The sequence below is a fragment of the Acidobacteriota bacterium genome, from assembly GCA_018268895.1.
GTDB lineage: Bacteria > Acidobacteriota > Terriglobia > Terriglobales > Acidobacteriaceae > Edaphobacter.
In genome coordinates this window covers 1,760,604-1,785,124 of sequence record JAFDVP010000001.1, presented here as the reverse complement: position 1 = coordinate 1,785,124, position 24,521 = coordinate 1,760,604, and the positions used below count along the sequence as shown (strand labels likewise).

Here is a 24,521-nt window from a genome sequence, read left to right as displayed (position 1 = left end):
GGCATGGAGCCATGTCCGCATCGAACGCAGCGACAACAATACCCTCAAAGCCAACGTCAGCGTCTGCGACGACCACGGAACCGTGTGCGTGCAGATTGAGAACCTGCGATTCAGAAAGACAAAAAGACAGAATGCGAATGTCGATTCCTGGCTCTACAGGCTGGCATGGGAGCCTGCAGAGCTGAATACGGCAGGAGTTGCGAAGATGCTTGCCGGTGAGACTGCTCGGGTCGAGTCTCATATGAAGGCCTTATCAGGGGCCACAGAAGTTTTGGAATACCAGACATTCTTCGCAGAGTTGGAACGGCTTGCAGCGGACTATGTGTTGCAGGCATTTGCTCAGCTTGGCTGGCCTCGATCGGGGCAGAAGTTCACGATGGATTCGCTCGTGAAGATGTGGAGTATCGATGGCCGGTATCGCAGGTTGTTTGGGCGCCTTCTGGAGATCGCTGTTGAGACCGGCGCAGTCCAGCAGGAAGCCGCAAGCTATATCTTTGGCGCAGAGGCGGAGACGGTTCAGAGGCAACAGCTCAATGCTCTGATCGCCAAGTACCCGTTCGGCAGAACAGAGATAGACCTTGTTGTGCGCTGTGGCGATGGCCTTGTCTCGGTTTTAGCCGGAAGGCTTGACGGTCATGAACTGGTCTTTCCGAGGGGTCAGAGCGACGCGATGACGAGCCTGTACCGGGATTCGACGCCAGCGCGAATCTTCAACGAGATGGTTGCCGGACTGGTCAAGCGCGCGGTTGATCTGCATGGAGCTGACAATGCCCGCGTTCTCGAAGTTGGCGGCGGCACCGGAGCTACAACACAATATATCTTCAACTCACTTAAAGAATCAGCAACCTCTTCGTTGAACGAATATCTCTTCACAGACATATCGCCTTTGCTTGTGCGCAGGGCACAGCAGAGCTTTGGCGAGTGGGACAGTTTTTCCGCAAAGGTCCTTGATCTTGAGCGACCTTCAGAAGAACAGGGAATCGCTGGACCATTCAACGCGATCGTAGCGGTGAACGTAGTACACGCAACCTCAGATCTGGCTGCAACGATTGAGCGTTTGAAGCGGTTGTTGTCTCCGGACGGCCTGCTGATCATGGTTGAGGTGATTGGCAAGCAGAGGTGGGCCGATATTACCGTCGGCTTGCTGGATGGATGGTGGAGTTTTGTCGATAGCGGAGTCCGAGCGGACTATCCGGCCCTTGCATCGGGCCAATGGGAGTCTGTTCTCACGAAGCAAGGCTTTGGACGGGTTGTCTGCTCTCCCAAGGCGGCATCGCCTGGCTCACTTTTTTCGCGGCAGCAGTTGATTGTGGCGGCGGCCCCTGCACAAAAGAGAAGAGTTGTTCTTTGTGGAGATACGAAGTTTTCAGAAGCAACACGGAAGAAGCTGGAACGCCTGGATTCTTCTGTTGAAGTTGCAGGCATATTGGAAGCTGGTCGAATCGGCGCCACTGTCGATGCGGTTGTCTGGTTTGCGAACTATGAAGGAGCTTCTGTCATTGACGCACCTGCCGGGGCGGCCTCTCATCTGGTGGAGGGAGATGTAAGGTCTCTGCTTGCTGTCGCGCAACTTCTCTTGGGGAAGAAACAAAGAGCGCTTCCTCGGCTGTATATCGTGACGGCGGGCGTCTTTGCAGGTGAAGGCGAGGTGCTTCCGCAGTTTTCTTCGCCGCTGGTTGGCATGGCCAGGGGCATTGCGATGGAGGCGCCAGAGTTACGGTGCACCTCTCTCGAATGCTTCGGAGACAGTGTTGAACAAATAGGCTCGATCGTTGAGGAAGAGATTTGCGGGGACAGCCCCGATCAATGGGTGAGATGGCGTGGAGGCAAGCGTTCAACAGCTCGTTTGCAGCGGGTGGAGAAGAGCGGTGCTGTTTCTGAGTTGCCGGAACGCGTAAAGCTCCAGACAGGAGCAGGTATCGATGCTCTGGCTTATATAGCAGATGCTGCCAGGGACCTGGTTGCGGGTGAGGTCGAGATTGCTGTGCGGGCGACGGCGTTGAATTTTCGCGATGTGCTTCAGTCGATGGGAGTCGTGAACCTGAACCTTCCCGTTGGAACCGACTGCGCAGGTATTGTGACGCGCATTGGCGAGGGAGTGAGGGGGATTACTGTTGGAGATCGCGTCGTGGCGGTTGCTCCTGGGAGCTTCGCGAGCCACGTTGTCACCGATGAACGGCTGGTCGTGCGCAAGCCGAAGGGCCTGACGTTTCAGCTGGCCGCAGCTCAGAGTGTGGCGTATCTTACAGCGGATTACTGTCTCAACGAGATTGCGCAAATCAAGAGTGGAGAGCGCGTGCTGATTCACGCGGCCGCCGGAGGAGTTGGCCTGGCCGCTGTGCATCTTTGCCGGCAGAGGAACGCCGTTCCGATTGCGACGGCAGGGAGCGAGAGGAAGCGCGATTATCTTCGCCGGTTGGGCGTGGAGCTTGTGTATGATTCGAGGTCCGCTGATTTTGCCGCACAGATTGCGCAGCCTGTCGATGTAGTGCTCAATTCTCTTGCGGGCGACGCAATCGACAAGGGATTGAGCCTGCTTGCGCCGGGCGGCCGCTTCATCGAGATGGGAAAGACAGATGTGCGCGATCCTAAGATGATTGCGCAGCGATGGCCCCACGTTGACTACAAGGCTGTCGATCTGTCGCCGTTGTTTGCTGCGCGTTCGCCGTGGGTTGCTGCTCGCCTCACCTCACTGCTGAACGAAATTGCCGATCGCAAGTTGCCGATGCTGCCGGCGAGAAGCTTTGCCCCAGGCGAGATGCAGGAAGCCTTCCGATATATGGCGCGCGCTGAGCATATAGGGCGAATTGTGATCGAACGCAATCTGCCTGCGCCGATCGAACAGACACACATCGTTACGGGAGGCATGAGGGGCATCGGCCTGCGGCTGGCGGAGTGGCTGGCGTCGGAGGGCGCGACCGCGCTTGTGCTGGTTGGTAGAAATGCTCCGGATGGTGAAGCCTCCTCAAGGATCGACCGGCTTCAGACGGCTGGCGTCGACGTTAGAACGGTGCAGGGAGACATCGCAGATCCTGCAATTGCGGTTGAAGCTATTCGGTGCGCAGGGGACGGGTTGCGGGGAGTGTGGCACAGTGCGGGACTGCTCGACAATGCTTCGCTTGAAGACCAGTCGTGGCAGCGGATGGAGCATGTCTTCGGACCCAAGGTGGATGGCGCGTGGAACCTCCACAAGCTGACAGAAGGGACCGAGCTCGACTACTTTGTGATGTTCTCGTCCTGGGCTTCAATCGGAGGCTCGCAGGGGCAGGTGAATCATTGTGCTGCGAATGCGTTTATGGACAATCTGGCATATCTGCGCCGTTCTAACGGTGCTGTGGGACTGAGCCTCAACTGGGGGGCCTGGGGAGAGACTGGAGCAGCGGCGACGGAGGAGATTCAACGTCAGCTATCGCGAGGCGGAATGGACGCCATGGCGCCTGCCGATGCCTTGGAGGCGCTGCGCAGTGTACTGCGAGAAGCTGAGCCGCAGGTTGCCATTGCCGCCATCAACTGGCCACGGTATATCGCTCAGCGCCAGGGGCTGGGTGAGCGCTTGCTCTATGCGTCAGTCCTGGAGAAGAGCACAAGCGAGAAGGAACGTCGCAGCCGGTCAGTGGACGGTGGTAGGTCGCGAAGTACAACAGCGACTACGGCGGAGAGTGCGCGGGAGACCTCGTTGCCACGCATCATTGCGGACGTAATACGTCGAACGTTGGATTTGCGCCCGGATGAAGCCATCGATCCGGCGTTGCCTCTCAGCGAGCTTGGGATGGATTCGCTGCTTGCGATCGAGTTGCGTAACAATCTATCGAACGCACTTGGCCGTCAGTTTCCTTCAACGATTCTTTTTGACTATCCAACGCTACGCGATCTTGCGGGTTACATTGAGCGGGAGCGGGAACCGCAAACAAGGCAAGCGGAAACAGAGGATAGGAAGGGTGCGACTGTTTCCGATGCCTCCATAAATACAAATGCTGACAGTTCCTTTGGCATTCTGGACTCGATAGAGCGGATGTCGGATGAAGAAGTTGATCTGCTTTATCAGCAAGAGAACCATTCTCGATTAGCGACGCAGGAGTGAGTGATCGATATGCCGTCAGAGCCAACATCCAGCGAGTTTCTTGAACGCATCCAGAAGCTGTCTCCCAAGAGATTGGCGCTACTGGCTGTGGAGCTGGATCGCAGACTGGCCGCGCGGGAAGCTGCTTCGTCCATACAGATTGCAGTGATCGGGATGGGTTGCCGTATGCCTGGTGGGGCTGATACGCCGGAGCAATTCTGGCACCTTCTGGTGAATAGGACAGATGCGATCGAGGAGATTCCAGCGTCGCGGTGGGATGCTGGAGTCTTCTACGATTCGCAACCGGGAACACCGGGAAAGATGAATACCAGGTGGGGAGGCTTTGTCGGCGCGATCGACCAATTTGACGCCGCCTTCTTTGGCATCTCTCCGCGCGAGGCAGTTGGTCTTGATCCGCAACAGAGAATGCTGCTTGAGGTGATCTGGGAGACGCTGGAGAACGCATGTATTTCGCCCAATCAATTGAACGGCAGCCAGACCGGCGTCTTTGTTGGGATGAGCACGAACGATTATGCTTCGCTGTTGAGCACACACGACGATGGTCTTTTCGATGCTTACTCGGGTACTGGTATCGCGCGTTCTGTCGCAGCCGGTAGACTCTCATATTTTCTGGGGCTGAAGGGGCCAAATCTTGCGATCGACACGGCGTGTTCCTCGTCTGCCGTTGCGATCCATATGGCGTGCCAGAGCTTGCGTCAGAATGAGTGCAGCATGGCTCTGGCAGGTGGCGTCAATGCAATGCTGCTTCCGCAACTGACAGTTACGCTGTCGCAGGCCCGGATGCTGGCGAGCGATGGACGATGCAAGACATTTTCCAAGCTGGCTGATGGGTTTGTACGTTCGGAAGGCTGCGGCATGATTGCTCTCAAGCGGCTCGCAGATGCCGAGGCTGACGGGGACACGATTCTTGGGGTGATTCGGGGCAGCGCAATCAACCACGATGGGCGTAGCAGCGGATTGACAGCGCCGAACGGGCCTTCACAGGAAGCAGTGATCCACGCTGCCTTGAAGAGTGCTGGCGTTGCGCCGGATGATGTCGATTATCTTGAGGCGCATGGTACGGGCACAGTTCTCGGGGATGCAATCGAACTCGGTGCGCTTGGCTCGGTCTTCGGCCAGGGACGCGCCGGTGCTCCGCTGCATATCGGCTCTGTAAAGACAAATATAGGTCACATGGAAGCTGCGGCAGGTGTTGCGGGAATGATCAAGATATTGCTGGCGCTCGCGCATGGCACGATTCCGGCTCATCTTCATTTCCGTGAGGAAGAGAAGAACGCAGCACTGGTTGAACCGCACCTGCATGTTCCGATCGAGTCAGTTCCGTGGCCAACGAGAACTGACCGTCGCCGCCTGTCGGGTGTCAGCTCTTTTGGCTTCAGCGGTACGAACGCTCATCTGGTCATCCAGGAAGCTCCCATCCATCGCGAGCAGACTCGCGCAATGTCGATGGAAGTACTGACAGCATCGGCAAAGACCCCGAACGCGCTGGTCGAGCTGTGCGCAAGGTATGCGCGGTACCTTCAAGAAAAGCCGGAGACTCAGCTGGCCGATTTTGCATTTTCAGTGAACACGGGTCGATCGTCTTTTCAACATAGGATTGCATTTTTGGCGGGAAGCATAGAAGAGGCGGCTTCTCAGTTCAAGCAGATCGCGGGATCGGATGTTGAAAGGCATCCCGCGTACCGATTTGCAGCAGGCTTTGAAGCGCCCAGCATTGGTTTCCTTTTCACCGGACAGGGATCGCAGTATCCCGCGATGGGCCGATCGCTCTATCAGACGAGCGGAGTCTTCAGGGATGCAGTCGACCGTTGTGACAAAATCCTGGCCGGCAAGTTGACGCATTCTCTTGCCGCGGTGCTTCGTGGCGACAATGGTATTTCTCCCGATTTGATCCATGACACAGCCTGGACGCAGCCGGCGTTATTTGTCTTCGAATATGCGCTTGCCATGATGTGGGGTTCATGGGGAGTGAAGGCTTCGGTTGTGCTCGGCCATAGCCTGGGAGAGTATGTCGCTGCATGTGTAGCAGGGGTGTTCTCGCTTGAAGATGCTCTAACGCTGGCCTATGAACGTGGACGTTTGATGGGAAGCCTGCCGCGTGGAGGATCGATGCTGGCCGCACGCATCGGTGAATCGGAGATGGTAGAGATGCTCGATCAGTTCCGAGGTCTTTCCATCGCAGCGGTCAATGGCGCGTTGAGCGTTGTGGTATCCGGTGATTCTGCGCAGGTGGAACAATTGCGCGTACTGCTGATAAGCAAGGGAATCAATTCGCAGCCCCTAACGGTTTCACATGCCTTTCACTCTCAACTCATGGAGCCGATTCTCGACGCGTTCGAGGGCCACGCTGCGAAGCTCGTTGCAAGGGAGCCGGAGATTGCTCTGGTTTCAAACGTGAGCGGTAAAGTTCACGACTCACATCGCGAGATCGATGCAGCATACTGGCGCAGACATTTGAGGGGCACCGTCCGGTTCGCAGATGGCATTGCGGAGATGCTGGAGCGGGAGCCTGCGGTATTGGTAGAGATTGGCCCGGACCCGGTGCTATTGGGAATGGCACGTCCTTTGCTGTCTCAGCCGGCTGTGCCATCTGTCGCCTCGCAACAGCGCGCAAAAGATGTGTGGCAAACACTATGTGAGGCGTTGCGTCAGCTATACCTTATTGGCGTTCCGGTTCAATGGGCGGAGGTGTATCGCGACAGACCCGGGCGCAAGCTGGCGCTTCCTACCTACCCTTTTCAAAGGCAGCGTTACTGGGTCAGTGTTCCGGAGAAGAGGGTCTCAGCTTCAGTACGAACAGCTTCAGTCCAGGCAAAGACGGAAGGCCATCACTTTGATTCGCGGCTCTACACGATGGAATGGGAGCCACAGGTTATAGAAGGAACTTCTCTGACGCCAGAAGCGCTGCTTGACTGTGCCGATAAAGATATTCAGGCGGAGTTGAGCAAACCTGCTTTCCGCGATTTCTTGACTTCTTTCGAACATTTCCTGCCTGAGATGGATCGGCTTTGCGCTCTCTATGTTGTAGAGACCTTGAGCGGTTTGGGGCTTGAGCTGAGTGTGGGTGAAAAGATCTCCCGTGAAGGGTTGCTCGCAAGGATGCGTGTAAATCCTGAACATCACCGGCTGATCGACAGGATGTTTTGCATCCTCGAAGAGGATGGGATTGTACATCGCAGCGGAGACGATTGGACTGTGGATCAGGTGCCGGATGCAACGGCGGCGAACGTCAATCATCGGTTAGGTCTCGAATTCCCGCAATTCATTGCTGAATTGAATTTTCTGAAACAGGCGAAGCATCTGGGAAGCGTTCTACGTGGTGAGATGTCTTCGGTAGAAGCACTCTTTCCGGGAGGTTCGTTCGAACTGGCAGAGAAGATGTATCAGGATGCCCCGGCAGCGAGCATGTTCAATCATGCGTTGGCGGAGATAGTAAAAAGCGCGGTCGACTCATGCCCTCATCGCCGGACGGCAAGGATTGTTGAGATCGGTGCGGGAACCGGGAGCACGTCTGCACATGTTTTGCCTCAATTGGCAGACAAGGATGTCGACTACCTGTTCACGGACGTTTCGTCGGCGTTTTCTGCAAAAGCTCGCGCTAAGTTCGCTTCGTTCCCTTTCATTCGCTATGACGTTCTCGACATAGAAAAGGGAGCTGAAGATGGTGGGGGAATGCGGTCGGCAGCCGACATCGTTATTGCGGCCAATGTGCTTCATGCCACCACAAACCTTAAGGAGACCATTGAGAACGTCAAAGGGTTTCTTCGCCCCGGAGGTATTCTTGTCCTTCTTGAAGGAACGAAGCCGCAGCGTTTTGGCGACCTGACAGTTGGAATGACCGATGGCTGGTGGCGTTTTACAGACGCATCCTTCAGGAGAAACTACCCACTCATCGAGCGCGAAAGCTGGCTCCGGTTGCTGAAAGAATGCGGATTTGAATGCGCAGCGCTTGGTGAAGAAGGATCAGGCAACGTGCTTACGCGGCAGCAGACGATTGTCGTCGCGCGCCGCAAAATGGAGGTGAGGGCAGAGCGAGATGTCGAGGTTCTGCTTTATGGGGCAGAGGACGATCGTCTAGCCAGTTTGCTCGCCTCTGCCGGTGTACGCATCCATTCAGATGAGGTGGGCCTTCGCGCAGATCGCTTTGGCAAGGCGGTTGGCAGTGGTGCGCTCCCGGTGCATATTGTCTATGAACTGGCTGGGGCCAGTGACGATGTACCAAAAGCTGCGATGGCAAACGCCACAGCAGTACTGAGTCTGTTGCAGGACGTCCTCAGAGCAAATGCTCAACCAGCAGGTGTGTGGTTAGTGAGTCGGCGCGCCGGTGATAAATCAAATCCCATCAAGGATGTTGCCAGTGCAGTGGCCGATGGATTGGCCAGAGCCGCGCGGTTGGAGCATCCGGAGCTTATCATCCACCGTGTGGACATTGCTGCTCGTCCAACGGAGCAGGATGTCAGGTGTTTTGCCACGCTAATGCGTGAAGGCACGAGCGAGCACGATCTTGAGATATCCGGTGGACAGGTACGAGTACTTCGCTTTGTTGCTCTTACTACGGCAGAGACTCCTAAACAATCGCAGATCGGCCTTCACCGCGATGGCGCGTATTTGATTACTGGCGCTTTCGGTGGTTTGGGTCTACGTACTGCGCAATGGCTGTCGGAGCGAGGCGCGGGCTCTATCTATATGGTGGGTCGTCACGATCCGTCCCCATCGGTTAAGGCCCGCCTTGAATCGTTTGTGCAGCACGGCACGAAGTTGCACACCGTTGTCACAGATGTCGCCAGCGAGGATAGCGTTACAGCGCTTTTGCAGCAGATTGCGATGAGCGAAATGCCGCTGCGTGGAATCATTCATGCCGCTGGCGTTGTTGACGATGCGACGCTCATACAACAAAGTCCCGCGAAGTTTGCAAGTGCGTTTGCTGCGAAGGTTAATGGGAGCTGGTATTTGCATCAGGCTACGCAGGGCCTGAGCCTGGATTTTTTCGTCATGTACGGTAGCGCAGCGTCGGTACTGGGTTCCGCGGGGCAAAGCAATCATTCTGCCGCCAATGCTTTTCTCGATGGCCTGGCCGTCATGCGCAGGAGCATGGGTTTGCCTGCGACCGCAATTGCATGGGGAGCCTGGTCGGAGATAGGAGCAGCCACCCGCGTGAGGGATACAGGAAGATCAGCACGTCTCGGTCTACAGTCGCTTCCGCCTGAGGAGGGAGTCGAGTTGCTTGAACAAGCAATGCTGAGTGGCAGAGCGAACGTTACGGCATTGGCGATCGATTGGAACGCGTACCTGGCTCCTGGGCAGATATCCACCTTATGGCCCTACTTTGAGCGGTTACGAGGAAAGGCTTCAGACGGTGTGTCGAAACAAGTGCACGCGGTGAGCTTGAAAGAGAGTCTTCAGTGCGCTGAGAGTGAGAGCCGATTGAGAGTGACTAAGGATTATGTTCGATTGCGGATTGCGTATGTTCTGCGTCTCGATCCGAGTTTCACGTTTATGGACGACCAACCACTGGCTGAACTGGGACTGGACTCCTTGATGGCTCTTGAGCTGAAAAACGATCTGCAAGCTGCCGCGGGTATTTCCTTGCCGCCGAACTTCTTTTTCGAATGTCCCACGCTGAATATGGCAGCTACCTTCATCGATGCTCGTCTTGTTGTATCAAAAGGTGCAACCGATACTTCGGAGTATGAGGAGTTGTCGATATGAAGCTTCTGATCCAGTTTCTTTCGGACTTGCGCATGGCGGGCATCACACTCACCGTCGATGGAGACCGCATTGTTGTGAGCGCACCGAAGGGCGCGGTAACTGCCGCGATACGCGATGAGTTAATCAAGCGCAAGCAGGAGATATTGGCGTTCCTTGGCGATTCCACGTTGTCGTCGAGGGCTGAAAAGCGGACCTCCGTGCTGGTTGACCTCCCGCTTTCGCGGTCTCAGCGGCGGCTCTGGTTTATGTCGCAGCTGTATCCTGAAAGCCCCGTCTACAACATTGTGTTGGGGCTTCGAGTTGCAGGAGCACTGGACCTTGCAGCACTGGAAAGGGTCCTTCGCGCGTTGCTTGAGCGCCACGAGGCGCTGCGAACGTCGTTTTACGAACGCAATGGCACTCCGCTTTCCAGGGTCAACGAGACCGCAGGCTGGTCGAGCAGTTTGGTCGACATGAGTGACCTGGCGGAATCCGATGCGAGCGATGCGGCCATACGTCTTGCACGCGAGGAAGCGCGCAAGCCGTTCGCGCTCGATACCGCCCCACTGTTTCGCGCAACCATATATCGCATTACGGAGCATCATCATCTGCTTTTACTCGTCGTCCACCACATTGTGGCGGACGGATGGTCGCTGGGTGTATTGGCAAAGGAATTCACGGAGCTTTACGATGCCTTCACTACGAACCGTCAGCCGGCATTGGCTCCGATCGCGTTTGAATATCGTGACTACGTTCAGTGGGAGCAGGCCTCAGGGGAAGAGACCGCGGCGCAGCAGATGCCTTATTGGTCTCAGCACCTGGAAGGGCCGCTTCCTATTCTCGAACTTCCCAGCGACCGCCGCCGCCCTGCCGTGCAGGCGTTTGATGGCCAACGCCTCTTTATCGACATTGACCTGGGCCTTGCGAGCCAGATTAAAGATCTATGCAGATCGACGGCGACGACGCCATTCATGGTTTTGCTTGCTGCATTCGATGTTCTTGTCTCACGGTATACGGGGTTGGAAGACATCCTCATAGGAGCGCCGACCTCAAACCGGCAGCGTCAGGAGGTTACACCGCTCATTGGATTCTTTGTCAACAATCTGGTTCTGCGAACCGACGTAAGCGGCAATCCCCGGTTTATCGATCTGCTTTCCAGAGTCAAGGAGACGGCGCTTTCGGCATACGCACATCAGGACATGCCCTTTGATCGTCTTGTGGAGCAGCTTGCGCCGGACCGTGGATTGGGACATAGCCCGCTTGTGCAGATCATGTTTACGTTGCAGAATGTGCCGATGTCTGACATTGTTTTGCCCGGGCTAATTGTTAAGCCGGTACCGATAGATCCAGGGATTGCCCGCTCGGATCTTGCGGTGGAAGTATGGCCCCTGGAGGGTGGCTACCGCTGCGACTTTGAGTACAACTCAGATCTGTTTGAAGAAGCGACGATACGACAGATGCAGGGGAACTTTGTTCGGCTGCTGCAATCGGCGGTCAATCATCCGGAGATGACGATTGACAGATTGACGCTGCTGTCAGAGCAGGAACATCGACAGCTTATCAATTATTGGCGCAGCCCGGCCACGCCGGCGCTTCCATATGCTTCGTTGCCAGAATGGTTTCGGGGCCGCGCAGCGAAATCTCCAGGGGCCATTGCAGTGGAGATGGGCCCGACTGCATTGAGTTATAGTGAGCTCGATGCTGAGTCCGATCGCATGGCAAGCGCTCTTCGCGCACGCGGCATTGCCCGCGGTTCGGTTGTAGGAGTCTATCTAAAACGCAGTCCACAGATGGTCGTTGCACTACTGGCGGTACTCAAGGCTGGGGCTGCTTATTTACCGATCGATCCGATGTTGCCCGCACAGCGAGTCGAGTTTCTGCTGGCAGACGCACAAGTGCCTCTCATTCTTGTCGACGCCGAATTGAAGGCATCGCTGCCAGCATCGAATACCGCAGTACTTGCGATGGACGAGGTCGCCTGCCACTCACTCACGGCAACGGAAGCCACCTGCGGGAATCCCGGCGCGGAAGATACTGCCTATCTCATCTACACTTCCGGTTCGACCGGCGCGCCTAAGGGAACAAGGATTCCACATCGAGCCCTAGTCAATTTACTCGATTCGATGCTTCGTGAACCGGGGCTTGATGCAACAGATACGCTGGTGGCGATCACAACTCTGTCGTTTGACATCGCAGGTCTCGAGATGTTCGGTCCGCTGGTCTGCGGGGCCAAGCTGGTGATTGCATCGCGCGAACAGACGGTAGATCCCGCTCTGCTGGCGGCGCTGCTCGAACAGACGTGCGCGACGGTTATGCAGGCCACTCCATCTACATGGCGCATGCTTGTTGAATCGGGTTGGATGGGCTCCGCCGATCTGCGTATGTGGTGCGGTGGCGAAGCCCTACCTTCAGAGTTAGCGGAAAACCTTCTTTCGCGAGGACGCGAGTTGTGGAATCTGTACGGCCCCACGGAGACGACAATCTGGTCTGCCGCGCATCGCGTAAAGAGCGGCGAAGATCCGATTCTGATTGGACGGCCAATTGCAAACACGTCGATGTATGTACTCGATGCGAATCTGCAGCCAGTGCCTCTCGGCGTTCCGGGCGAACTCTATATAGGCGGCGAAGGTGTTGCCCTCGGATATTGGAACCGAGACGAACTCACCGCATCGCATTTTGTCGAAGATCCGTTTGCTCTACTCAAGGGCAAGAAAATGTATCGGACCGGCGATCTGGCAAGATTTCACCGGAATGGGCAGATTCAACTTCTTGGCCGAGTCGATCACCAGATAAAGTTGCGAGGACACCGCATTGAGCTTGGTGAGATAGAGGTGGCACTCGAACGTCATCCCGATGTTTTTCAAGCCGTGGTTGCTCTTAGCGGCGAAGGCTCCGAACAACAGCTGACGGCATACATCCGATACCAGTCCGAGGAGGATGATTCCGGTGCGGTACGAAACTGGCTTCAGGAGCGGCTGCCGGATTACATGGTTCCATCGACATGGATCGCGCTGAAAGAGATTCCTCTTACACCGAATGGCAAAGTCGATCGGAAGCGGTTGCCCGCTCCGCCATCCGTGAAGCGCAGATCAAGTGCTGGAGGCGTGAATCCGCGTAATCACATCGAATCCACGCTGGCGGCTATTTGGGGCGAAGTGCTTGGTGTGGAACAAGTGGGCATGCGCGACAACTTTTTCGACCTGGGAGGGCATTCGCTGCGCCTTATCCGTGTGCATGCCAGGGTCCGTGAGAGTCTGGGGTGTGACGTGGCGGTGATTGACCTGTTTCGTTATCCGACGATTGAGTCTTTGGCTTTATGGCTGGCTGACAAGCGTCCACAAATGGCTGAAGCGACTGGAGCATAGATCAGATGTCTGACATGACCGTAAACCGCCAACAAAACGCTCATACCAGCGATGGCGCGAATGTGCCCGGCCGTTGGGCCGATGGTATCGCCATTATTGGCATGAGCGCCCGCTTCCCACAGTCGCAGAATGTGCAGGAGTATTGGCAGCATCTTCTTGCCGGTGACGTTCTAATCTCGGACTTGAACGACGCCGAGTTGCATGCTGCGGGCGTTAGCGAACAGGATATGTCCAGTCACAGTTATGTTCGCCGGGGAAGCGCGATTCGCGATGCTGAGATGTTTGATGCAGGTCTGTTTAATCTCAGTCGTCGCGAGGCGGAGATGATCGATCCTCAGCAGCGCGTGTTGCTGGAATGCGCCTGGGAGGCGCTGGATGATGCGGGTCACACTGGAGAAGATGGACGCACGGGAGTCTTTGCTGGTGTCGGCATGAATACCTACGTTATGCGGTTGCTTGCAAATCCTGCTGTGATTGCAAGCGCAGGCGGCTATCAGCTTATGCTCGCAAACGACAAGGATTTTTGCGCTACCCGCGTTGCCTACAAGCTGAACCTTCGCGGCCCTGCCGTAAATGTGCAATCTGCGTGTTCGACATCCCTTGCTGCTGTTCACCTTGCATGTATGAGCCTTCTATCGGGAGAGTGCGATATGGCGCTTGCGGGCGGTGCATCGATCAGCTTTCCTCAAAGCGCAGGGTATTCCTACATACCTGGAATGATCCTGTCTCCTGATGGCGTTTGCAGGCCCTTCGATGCGGATGCGAAAGGCACTGTCCCCGGTTGCGGAGCGGGCATTGTGGTCCTTAAACGTCTCTCGCGGGCGGTGCTGGACGGCGACAACATCGTCGCCGTGATCCATGGCTCGGCGTGGAACAATGACGGCAATGGAAAGGTCGGATTCACGGCCCCAAGCGTGGACGGACAAGTATCGGTCTTGCGTCAGGCACTGAGGGCGGCAGATATCTCCCCGAAACAGGTGGGCTACATCGAAGCGCATGGTACGGCGACCGAACTGGGTGATCCGATCGAGGTGGCTGCTCTGACGACGGTGTATGCAGAAGGGATCTCTGATGCAGCATCGTGCGTGCTTGGCTCGGCGAAATCGAACATGGGGCATGCGGATGTTGCGGCGGGCATTGCTGGACTTATCAAAGCCGCGCTGGCAACTCGCAATGGTATTGTTCCGCCGACGCCGACGTACAGCAAAGCCAATCCCTCACTTCAGCTTGAGAACGGGCCGTTCCTCGTATCGTCTTCTGCGATCAGTTGGCTGAAGCAGGGAAGGCGCTGGTCTGGCGTCAGTTCGTTCGGTATTGGTGGAACGAATGTTCACGTAATACTCGGCGAAGCTCCAGAGGTCAAACAACATGACACTCGTCCGGGCCTGTCAGTGGTTCCATTGTCGGCGCGAACACCTGCGGCGTTGGCTTCGATGAGGGAGCGCCTTGCAGATTATTTAGAGAGTGCATCTGAATTTAGCGTGCAGAGCATCGCAGAGACTCTTCAGGAGGGGCGCCGTGAGCTGGCTTGCCGCCGCGCATTTGTCGTCGAAGACAAAGTCGGCCTGATTGCCGCTCTGCGCAAACCGGTGAAGACCGGAAGTGAGTCTTTGTTGTCGTTGGGGCGGGACGTAGTCTATCTCTTTCCGGGGCAAGGGCAGCAGTTCTTCGGTATGGCGTCGAAGCTGTACGAAACCGACGCGGACTTCCGGCAAACGATCGAAGAAGGTGCGCTACTGCTTCGCGATGAGTTTGGCATTGAATGTATTGATCTGATCTGTGGCAGAGAGACGCCGCTCAAGGAACGGCTGAACGATACGGGCATCGCTCAACCCCTGCTATTTCTTGTTGAGTATGCTCTCGCGCTGCGCTGGCGTTCACTGGGCGTTGAGCCAAGTGCAGTGGCAGGACATAGCCTTGGTGAATTGACTGCTGCGACGGTTGCCGGCGTCTTCACTTATCACGATGGCCTTCGTCTGGCCGCCGAGCGTGGCCGGCTGATGGCGCAAACGCCAGCGGGTATGATGCTTGCTGCTGCTCTGCCTCCTGAACGTCTCCCGGAATTTCTGGAGCATGACGTTTGGATTGCGGCAGAGAATGGTCCGAAGATGACCGTGGCTTCCGGGCCGAGCGCAGCGGTGGAGGCCCTGGAGGCGCGCCTTCAACAGGCGCATATTGCTTGTGTAAGACTGGCCTCAAAGAACGCTTTTCACACTCCGCTGATGGCAGATGCTGCGAAAGCGTTTCGTCAAAAGGTGGAATCGGTATCGAGGCGCCCGCCAACGATTCCCATATTGTCCAATGTGACTGGAACCTGGGCGGACCCATTGGAGATCCAGAGCGCGCAATACTGGGGCAACCAGATACTATCTCGAGTTCGCTTTACTCAGAATTTAGCGGCCCTGGCGGAGCGGCCTCGTCTCTTGCTTGAAGTTGGGCCGGGCGAAGCGCTTATAGGTATCGCAAAGCAGCAACTTGCAAAGAGCGTTATGGTTGCTTCGCTGGGAACAGAAAAGCGGCGAATCACCGATGACGTCATCTTTTTGGAGGCGCTTGCCAAAGCATGGGAATCAGGAGCTACAGTCAAGTGGAAAGCGCTTCGTCCCGGTACCGGTAGTGGCCGGGTTTCGTTGCCGTCGTACCCCTTTGAGCGTGAACGGTTTTACATAGACTCGGCGAAGGCTCGCAACCAAAAGGTTGAGGTTACAGAGACTGCGGAGGTATCGGAGAAGCCCGGTAAGCGAAGTGATATTGCGGATTGGTTTTACAGCTTCTCTTGGCAAAATATTCCTCCTGCTCTGTTGTCTACACGTGAGCGGAGGTCAACCGCTGGAGTGTGGCTGGCTCTCATTGATCAACAAGGGCTTGGCGCGAGAGTGATTGAGAGGCTGCAAAAGGAAGAGACGACGAAGGTTATTTCAGTTGAGGTCGCAGAGAGCTTTCGACAGGAGGGAGACCGCTTTTTCGTCGATCCAGCTATTCCGGACCACTACCGGATGCTTTGGCGGGCGATTACTGAAGCGGGCTTTCACCCTGAAGGCCTTATCGATTTCTGGACTTTGCGCTGTGTGAAGGCGAATGCTTATGATTCGCTTCTTCTGTTACTACAGGCTGCGCGAATCGAACGCCAGAAATTTCACCGGATAGAGATTGTTACCGATGATCTTGAGAGTATTGCTGGCGAAGCAATCAGCGAGCCAGTGCGGTCTGAGGCCCTGGGTCTATTACGTGTGCTGCCGACGGAGTATTCGGGAGTCGACTGGCGCTCGATCGATGTGCATCTGGAGTCTGACAGTCTCGACCGGAGTGCAGCTCAGATCGTAGAAGAGCTACAAATTCCCGGCAATGCTATGAGTGTTGCTTATAGGGGCGAGTCAAGGTGGTTGCGTCATGTGGTTCAGGCCCCGCTCCCAGCTTCTACAGCCAGGCCATTTCGCGACGGTGGGGTGTATCTGATCACCGGAGGAACTGGAGGAATCGGCTACAGTCTAGCGCAGCATCTGTTGCGAGAGTACAGCGCAAAGGTACTACTTATTGGGCGCAGTAAACTGCCTCCACGGGGTGAGGGGGAACGGGTTGATCGCACCGGCACAGATCAGCGACGGATTGAGCGAATCAAGGAACTGACCGAGTGCGGGGGAAGAGTTGTCTATCTTGATGCGGACGTAACCAGGGTCGAGGACGTTACGCGCGCGATTGCTTTTGCAGAGGAGCAGCTCGGAGCGATTAATGGGGTAATTCATGCAGCCGGTGTGGCAGGGAGCGGCACAATTGCGACTCAGACTCTTGATGAATCTATCGAGATCCGAAAAGCAAAGGTAGCTGGAAGTCTTGCATTGGCGAGTTCGCTGGGTGACCGGCAGCTCGACTTTTTCCTTTTCTGTTCATCGATCAGCGCATGGGCCCCGGCATTTGGGCAGGGCGCATACGCTGCTGCAAATACGTTTGAGAACTACTTTGCGATGTATTGCCGCAAGAGCCTGAACCTTCCAGCGGTTGCAATCGGCTTCGATGCCTGGCGAGAAGTTGGAATGGTTGCCGATATGGAGCTGCCTGAGGGACTCGAGTCTGCGAAAGAAGAACGCTTGCGCACCGCGATGACAACCTCTGAAGGAATAGAGGTCGTGCATCGAGTGCTCAGTCACTGGCGAGCGCCTCATATTCTGACATCGACGGTCGAGCTAAGCTTGATCGCTACGACATCATCTTACGAAGACACGCCATCGCAGCAAGATGCCGTTCAGTCGCTGGCGGAGAACCAGGACTATCCGCTTCAGTCGATCATCGAGATATGGAAAGACCTTCTCGCAATAGAGCAGATCGAGCCAACGGATAACTTCTTTGAGCTGGGCGGTCATTCGCTTATGGGCACCATGTTGATCGCCCGGCTCCGCGACCAGTTTGGCGTGACGCTCACGCTACGGACATTATTTGATACGCCAACCCCGCGGGCTTTGGCTGAATGGCTGCGGTCTCAACAGGTCGCAGAAGATGCGACAGCGGACAGGGAGGAGTTTTCCTTTTGATGACATCTCCTACGGAGAGATGGTTGCATAAATAACGCCATTTTCTGCGATTTAGAAGGCCTTCCCGAAAGGGGGCATTGCAATACTTAAGGAAAAGAGGCACCATGTTTCCGGGCTAACCCCAGCGGTTCCACAAGTAAAGCCAAACTAAAATTGCGATCAGTTACAGTGCGGATTTTAAAGTAAATAGATCTTTGAGGGATATATCCACTCACGAGGCAAAATTGTGTTCGGCGCGCCTAAGGCAGAACTTCAGGCAGATAGCGAAACGGTAGATGTCGCTTCTCCCCCGCAGAGCGTCACTGAACTGGTTGCTGCGGCTTTTGTTGCAATGCCGGATCAGCCGGCCGCCGAATTTTACGGACTTACCTATAGCCGTGCCCGCCTGGCAGACAAAAGCGACAGATTGGCATCCTGGCTTATACGAAATGGTATAGGGCCAGGCGGCGTGGTAGGCATTTACATGGACCGTTCCATGGAGATGCTTGTATCGGTGCTTGCCGTGATGAAGGCAGGCGCGGCCTATATTCCGCTTGACCCAAAGTTTCCTCGCCGCCGCATTGAGCAGATTATTGAAGAGACGGAATTCCCCGTCCTGCTTACGCTTGCTCGACACATGGATGACTTGCCGGAGTTTGCAGGTACAGTGCTTTGCGTCGACAGCAAGGCGTCGGAGCTTGCCAAAGAGCAGATCCGGCAATTTCCTTCGATCTCTGGGGAGATGCTCGCATACATCATCTTCACATCGGGTTCTACGGGTAAGCCTAAGGGCGTCGAGATAACGCATGGTGCAGTTGTAAACCTGCTGCTGGACCTCAAAAATCGCCTTGAGGTCGTTCCCGAAGACCGCCTGCTTGCCGTAACGACGTTGTCGTTCGACATCTCGGTTCTGGAACTCATGCTGCCTCTCGTTTCCGGAGGAACAGTCATCATTGCAACTCAGGCCGATGCAGCCGACGGGATGCGGCTGATGGAGCTTCTGGATGAGTCGCAGGCGACGATGCTTCAAGCCACGCCGTTTACATGGAAGATGCTGCTTGAGCTGGATTTTGTACCGAATCCGGGATTCAAAATGCTATGCGGTGGAGAAGCATGGCCAGCGAGCATGGGCGAAAGACTGCTAGCTGCAGGTGGCCGACTCTGGAACATGTATGGCCCGACCGAGACCACGGTCTGGTCGTCCGTCACTGAGGTTCAGTGTGGTGCCACATCGATAACCATAGGCCCACCTATTGCCCATACGCGCCTTTACGTGCTCGACGGCGATCTGCAAACAGTACCTGACGGAATTCCTGGCGAGCTGTTTATTGCAGGAAAGGGTGTGGCTCGCGGCTATTTCAAGCGCCCGGAGTTGACTGCGGAGCGATTCCTGGAAGACCCGTTCGCAGCCGCCGATCGCATGTATCGGACAGGCGATGAAGTGCGGCGACATGCCGATGGGAGGATTGAATTCGTTGGCCGTCTTGACCAGCAGGTCAAGCTACGAGGCTTTCGAATCGAATTGGGTGAGATTGAAGCTGCGATGTCGCAGACCCCCGGGATCAAAGACGCAGTTGTGGTTTTGTGCAAGGACTCCGCAGGCGATGACATGTTGGCGGGGTACTATATCTCGAATTCGGCGGTGTTGCCGGCACGAATAAGAGAATCATTACAGGAGACCCTACCCTTCTATATGGTTCCAAAGTTATTGGAGCGCCTGGAAGGGTTTCCTCTGACTCCGAATGGAAAGACGGATCGCCGTGCGCTCTCGGAACGGAAAGAGAATGTAGATATTGGCAGGCAGGATATGTTAGCCGGCCCTGAGGTATCTTCTTCAAATGCGTCGACGACAGAGCAATTGATGCTCTCCATATGGAGAAAGATATTTGAAGGTGTGCAGATCGGGAGCGATTCCAATTTCTTCGATATTGGTGGTGATTCACTCTCCCTGGTGAGGCTGCAATCCATGGTGACACGCCAGTTTGGAGTGCATCTGACGATGTCCGATATTACACGTCATGCGACGTTTGGACTGCTTACGGCGTGGGTTGAGAACACGCAGGCAAAGGGGCCTTCCACGCTCACGCGCCCGGCTGATCCCCGTGTGCTTCCTGTGAATTCGGCGGCAGATGGCCGGCCAATCTTCCTTCTACCCCAGATGATGATCTTCTGGCCCCTTGCGGAAGAACTTGGAGTAGACCAGACGATCTATGCGCTCCAACTGCTGGATGAAGACATTCCCCCGGCGATGGCGACGCCCAGCTTCGCCCAGCTTGCAGCGCTTTATTGCAAGCTGATTCGCGAGGTGCAACCAGAAGGACCTTATCGGTTGGGCGGATGGTGTTTATGGGCTCTCATGTCTTATGAAGTGGCGCGATTGCTGGAAGAGCAAGGCCAGGAAGTCGAGCTTCTGATGATGATCGACTCGTGGGCGCCCGGTCATTGGACAAGACAGTCCACGTTACGAAAGATTCTGATGACATGGGCCCATAACTACCAGCGCTTGAACTGGATGATCAATCGCTTGCGTTATGCAAGCATGGAAAGGCGGAAGCAGGATGTTGTGCGCCGGATCAGGGCGATGGCCGCCTCTGTGTCGATGTTACCTAAAGGGATGCGCCCTGAAGAGCCGCCAAGGGAGTCGAACCGCGTCGAGAAGCTGGTCTCCGACGCCGCAGTGAGCTATATCCCAAAGCCGATCAGAGGCACAGTAGCAGTCTTTAGAGGAGAACAACAGCCGGCAGGGAAGTTGATTGGCGACGATCTGGGTTGGTCGCAGCTTCTTGGCCGCAAGGTAGCTGTAGATACGCTTCCTGGCAACCATTCGGAGATCTTCGATCTTCCCGGCGCCAGAATCATGGCGGCTCGAATCCGCAAAGTGCTCAATCCAGAGCCTTCGTCCTGAACGCCATGGAAAAGCTGACCGATCAACAGTTTCTCGACGTCCTACAGAAGAAGAACATACTTGTGTCCGCTAAAGGCCAACAGCTTCAGGTCAATGCGCCTGCGGGAGCGATGGATGAAGCGTTTCGCGCCGAAATCCTTCGCCGCAAACCGGACCTGATGCTACTTCTCGAAAGGGCCAGCGTCTCCAATCAGCCGATCGAAGCGCGGGCAAAAGATGCCAGGGCCCCTCTGACTCCTTTGCAGCAAGGGCTATGGCTTCTCGATCACCACCAGCCCGGTAACGTTGCCTACAACATTCCAGAAGCGTTTATCGTCGAGAGCAAAATTGATGTTGAGGTGTTGAAACAGGCAGTTCATCAACTGCTGATGCGTCATGAGATTCTGCGCACCAGCTTCCATGAGCAGGATGGAGATCTGTTCCAACTGGTATCAGAGGAAACGGAAGCATCCGTGGGTCTAACCGATCTCGCGCTTTATTCCCAAACGGAACGAGTCAACCTGCTTAATAGGCTGATACGGGAACAGGCGCGCTTGCTATTCGATTTAAGAAAAGCACCGTTGGTCCGATTTCATATCTTTTCACTTTCAGGGCAACAATCAGTCTTCTTTCTCAATATCCATCACATCATCGCCGATCGTAAGGCGGTAGATGTACTGCGTGAGGAACTGATGGCGTTCTATGCGGCCATCCTTAGAGGTGTTCCCGCGGAGCTTCCACCGCTGCCCGTTCAATATGGAGATTACGCTCTGTGGGCAGAAAAGCAGATGACTTCAGATCTGATGGAGAGGCAGTTGAAGTACTGGAAGCGAAAGCTTGCCGGTCTCGCTCCTTTTCTCAACCTGCCCCATAGCCACCCTTACCCGCAAACGCGCACCTCGTGGGGAGCGACCATGCGCATTGAGATACCTGCATCATTGCTGGACGATCTAAAGAAGCTGGGCCACCAGGAAGGGGCATCCTCTTTCATGATGTTTATGGCCGTGTTTGCGGCATTGTTGCATCTCTATGCTGAAGCGGAGGATTTTTGTATCGGGTCGCCATCGACGCTGCGAAAGCAGGCATTGACCGAGCGGATGGTGGGGGTTTTTGTGAATACGCTTCCGTTTCGCTGTCAGATTACGCAAGAGAGCACCTTCCGCGAACTGGTCAAGCAGATACGGAAAACCGCCCTCGAAGCCTACGACAATAGCGATATTCCTTTTCAGAAGTTGGTTAGCGTTCTGAAGCCGGACAGGAAACCCCAGCGCTCTCCAATCTTTCAAGTGCTCTTGGGGTATGAGACGAACAGCACCGCGCCGGGACAGCAGCAGATCGATACCGCACCGGGCACGGCCAGATACGACCTGACGTTGAACCTCTATGAGAACGCAGCCAATGTTACAGGGTCGATCGAGTATTGCACTGACTTGTTCGACGTCAAGGACATTGAGAGACTGGCCGAAGGGCTCTCTATTGTAGAAAAGGCTGCGCGGGAGCCTGATAGCTCATTGTCACGATTTTCAAACTAGAAGGTTCCGGTAGACAATCAGCCGCGCCTGACACAGCGAAAACCGATATTGCTGGTGGAGCTGTCGGGGGTATTCTTCGTCCTTGCCGCTACTCGATAGCGGTTGCAGTAGCTGGCATGACATAGAAAGCTGCCGCCCTTCATCGCTTTTTCCGTGCCGTGCTTCGGGCCGCGTGGATTTACAGTCTCGTGTTTTGGGTGCGCTGTTCCAAACCAGTCCTGTGTCCACTCCCAGACGTTTCCGGTCATGGAGTAGAGGCCATACCCATTCGGGGGGAATGCAAGGACGGGACAGGTACCGGCATAACCATCTTCCGCAGTGTCTTCTGAGGGGAACTGACCCTGCCAGATATTGCAAAGATGTTTGCCGTTGGGTTGGAGTTCGTCGCCCCACGGAAATAGCTTTTGTTGCAATCCGCCGCGTGCTGCATACTCCCACTCCGCCTCGGTGGGAAGATGCTTGCCGGTCCAGGCGGCATAGGCAGCAGCATCTGCATGAGAGACGTGCACAACTGGATGATCCAGACGGTTGTCGATATGGCTTCCGGGTCCTTCGGGCGAGTTCCATTTCGCGCCATAGACCTTGCACCACCACGGCGCCTGTTCCACGGTATCTGCTACGAGCTGGCTGTAGCGGGCCTTTGGGATGTGCGCCCAGAAGACGAATGACCAGTTGTAGCGTTCCGCTTCAGTGACATACTTTGTGCTTTGAATAAACTTTGAGAACTGGTCATTCGTTACAGGCGCGATGTCGATGGAGAAGGGAGACAGATTGACCGAGCGGACAGGACCTTCGCCGTCGTCAGGGAAGCCAAAGGGATAGTCCGTACCCATGAGAAAACGTCCGCCAGGCAGGCTAACCATGCCTGCAGCGGAGATCTTATGAAGCGGATCCAATTGTTGCTCGTTGCGGTCCTGCTGCGTCCCTTCGCGGTTTGCGGATGGAGTGCAGCATCCCTTTTTCCCGTCAGTCATCGTATTTTGCATCGTAACAGCTAGTGGTATAGAGGAGCCGGTTTGATTTCAGGAACGGGTTCTCCCGCGGCTTTCAACATTTCGAGAAGCTGTGCTCGCAGTTCGTTGGCTATCAGCCGATATTCCTTTCTGCCTGCGAGGTTTACCAGCTCGTGTGGATCGTTTCTCTGGTCGTAGAGCTGCCACTCCTGATAGACCGCATTCGATGCTTTTGTCGCTCCTGTGATGTCGGCCACGCAGTAGGTCCAGTCCCGCGTGCGAATCGTTCTTGCCGTCATGGACTCGCTGATCTGAATGAGTTCCCGGTTGGGCCATGCTTCGCGGGCCTGGGGATCGTTGAGCAGGGAGAGAATGCTCTTTCCTTTGAACGAGGCGGGCGGAGTGACCCCAGCCGCTTCGAGCAGGGTGGGCGCAATGTCGATGATGCCAGTCAGCTCGGGAATCTGCTGCTGTCCACGAAATCCGGGGCCTTCGACGATGAGCGGAATCCTGATGGAGCTGTTGTGCGTCGATCGCTTGTACTCCTGGTTCCTCGTCATGAAGTGGCATCCGTGGTCGCTGATAAAAACCAGGATCGTGTCGTCTGCAAGATGCTCTTCCTTCAGGATTCTGCGTATTCTGCCGACGGAGGCGTCGATGCTTTCGCACGCGCCGTAGTAGTCGGGAAGCTGCTGGTGCCAGTCGCCTGGCAGTGCGCGAAGGTCGTGCGGAACATGAGCGTTGATAAAGCGCTCAGCCGATCCCTTGGGCCCAACCATTCGTTTCATGTCGTTCTGCTGGTGCGGTTCCAGTTGCGAGATAAACAGGAAAAAAGGCTTGTCCTGCTTCTGGCGCAGAAACTTTTCAGCTCTATCGGTGAGAAAGTCGACCCGGTACTGATCTTTGAATTTGATCTCGTTCCCATCGTTGTCAAACAACGATCCCTCATATGGGTGCGAGGTATGTTCGAGGGCGTTGGCGCCCTCCCAGAGGTCAAGGAAGCCGCCACGGTGTTCTGGCGGCACGTACCCGGGGCCGCCGCCTTCGGCCTTCGAATCAGGTGAGAGATGCCATTTGCCAATGAGGTTTGAGCTGTATCCTGCTTTGCGAAGCTCCCCGGCGAGAGTCGGAAGAGACTGGTCAAGTGCCAACCCGTTTCGCCAGACCCCAGTCTCAGTCGCGTAACGGCTTGTCATCAATACGGAACGAGCGGGAGCGCACACCGGCTGATTGGTTACCGCATGGGTAAAATTCTTTCCGTGCCGGGCCATGTCGTCGAGATTGGGCGTATGCGTTGAGCTGTTTGCGCCATTCGCGCCCACGAAATCCCAGCGGAACTGATCGGAGAGATACAGGATGATATTGGGACGCCGCGACGGCGCCTGTGCCGGTGCAACAGCCTGTTGCATGGCAGTAGCGGATACGGCTGTTGCCTGTCCAGCAATTGCAGCAGATTTTAGGAGAAAACTTCGTCGATCCATGCTCAAAATATATCTCCTTGCTAAGAACAGTT

General features: G+C 55.6%; 8 protein-coding genes. 6 read left to right on the top strand and 2 right to left on the bottom strand.

All coding sequences use genetic code 11. The annotated features are described in order from the left end of the window. The 6 genes from JSS95_07500 to JSS95_07475 form a co-directional block, all read left to right on the top strand. Positions 1-4,081: SDR family NAD(P)-dependent oxidoreductase (locus tag JSS95_07500; protein MBS1799658.1), on the top strand; the 4,081-nt coding region annotated here is incomplete at its 5' end. 9 nt (positions 4,082-4,090) lie between these two features. Continuing rightward, positions 4,091-9,790 carry an SDR family NAD(P)-dependent oxidoreductase gene (locus JSS95_07495; GenBank protein MBS1799657.1) on the top strand — a complete coding sequence of 1,900 codons (5,700 nt, stop codon included), beginning with the start codon at positions 4,091-4,093 and terminating at the stop codon, positions 9,788-9,790. Beyond that, the gene (locus JSS95_07490; GenBank protein ID MBS1799656.1) at positions 9,787-13,134 is read left to right on the top strand and encodes an amino acid adenylation domain-containing protein; all 3,348 of its coding nucleotides are present in this window, start codon (positions 9,787-9,789) and stop codon (positions 13,132-13,134) included. Before JSS95_07495 ends, JSS95_07490 begins: the two co-directional genes overlap by 4 nt. A gap of 5 nt (positions 13,135-13,139) precedes the next feature. Beyond that, entirely contained in the window at positions 13,140-17,660 is a 4,521-nt protein-coding gene (locus JSS95_07485) for an SDR family NAD(P)-dependent oxidoreductase (GenBank protein ID MBS1799655.1), read from the top strand. 406 nt (positions 17,661-18,066) lie between these two features. Then, on the top strand, positions 18,067-20,544 hold the full coding sequence (locus JSS95_07480) for an amino acid adenylation domain-containing protein (GenBank protein MBS1799654.1): 2,478 nt from the start codon (positions 18,067-18,069) through the stop codon (positions 20,542-20,544). A 5-nt stretch (positions 20,545-20,549) separates the two neighbouring features. Continuing rightward, complete coding sequence (locus JSS95_07475; protein ID MBS1799653.1) at positions 20,550-22,055, top strand: hypothetical protein; 1,506 nt, start codon at positions 20,550-20,552, stop codon at positions 22,053-22,055. 17 nt (positions 22,056-22,072) lie between these two features. Here JSS95_07475 and JSS95_07470 read toward each other — a convergent pair whose 3' ends face one another. Both JSS95_07470 and JSS95_07465 read right to left on the bottom strand, forming a co-directional pair. Further along, complete coding sequence (locus tag JSS95_07470; protein MBS1799652.1) at positions 22,073-23,029, bottom strand: formylglycine-generating enzyme family protein; 957 nt, start codon at positions 23,027-23,029, stop codon at positions 22,073-22,075. Between the two features lie 20 nt (positions 23,030-23,049). Further along, positions 23,050-24,489 (bottom strand): sulfatase-like hydrolase/transferase, encoded by a 1,440-nt coding sequence (locus JSS95_07465; GenBank protein MBS1799651.1) that lies wholly within the window; start codon positions 24,487-24,489, stop codon positions 23,050-23,052. Positions 24,490-24,521: the final 32 nt, after the last annotated feature.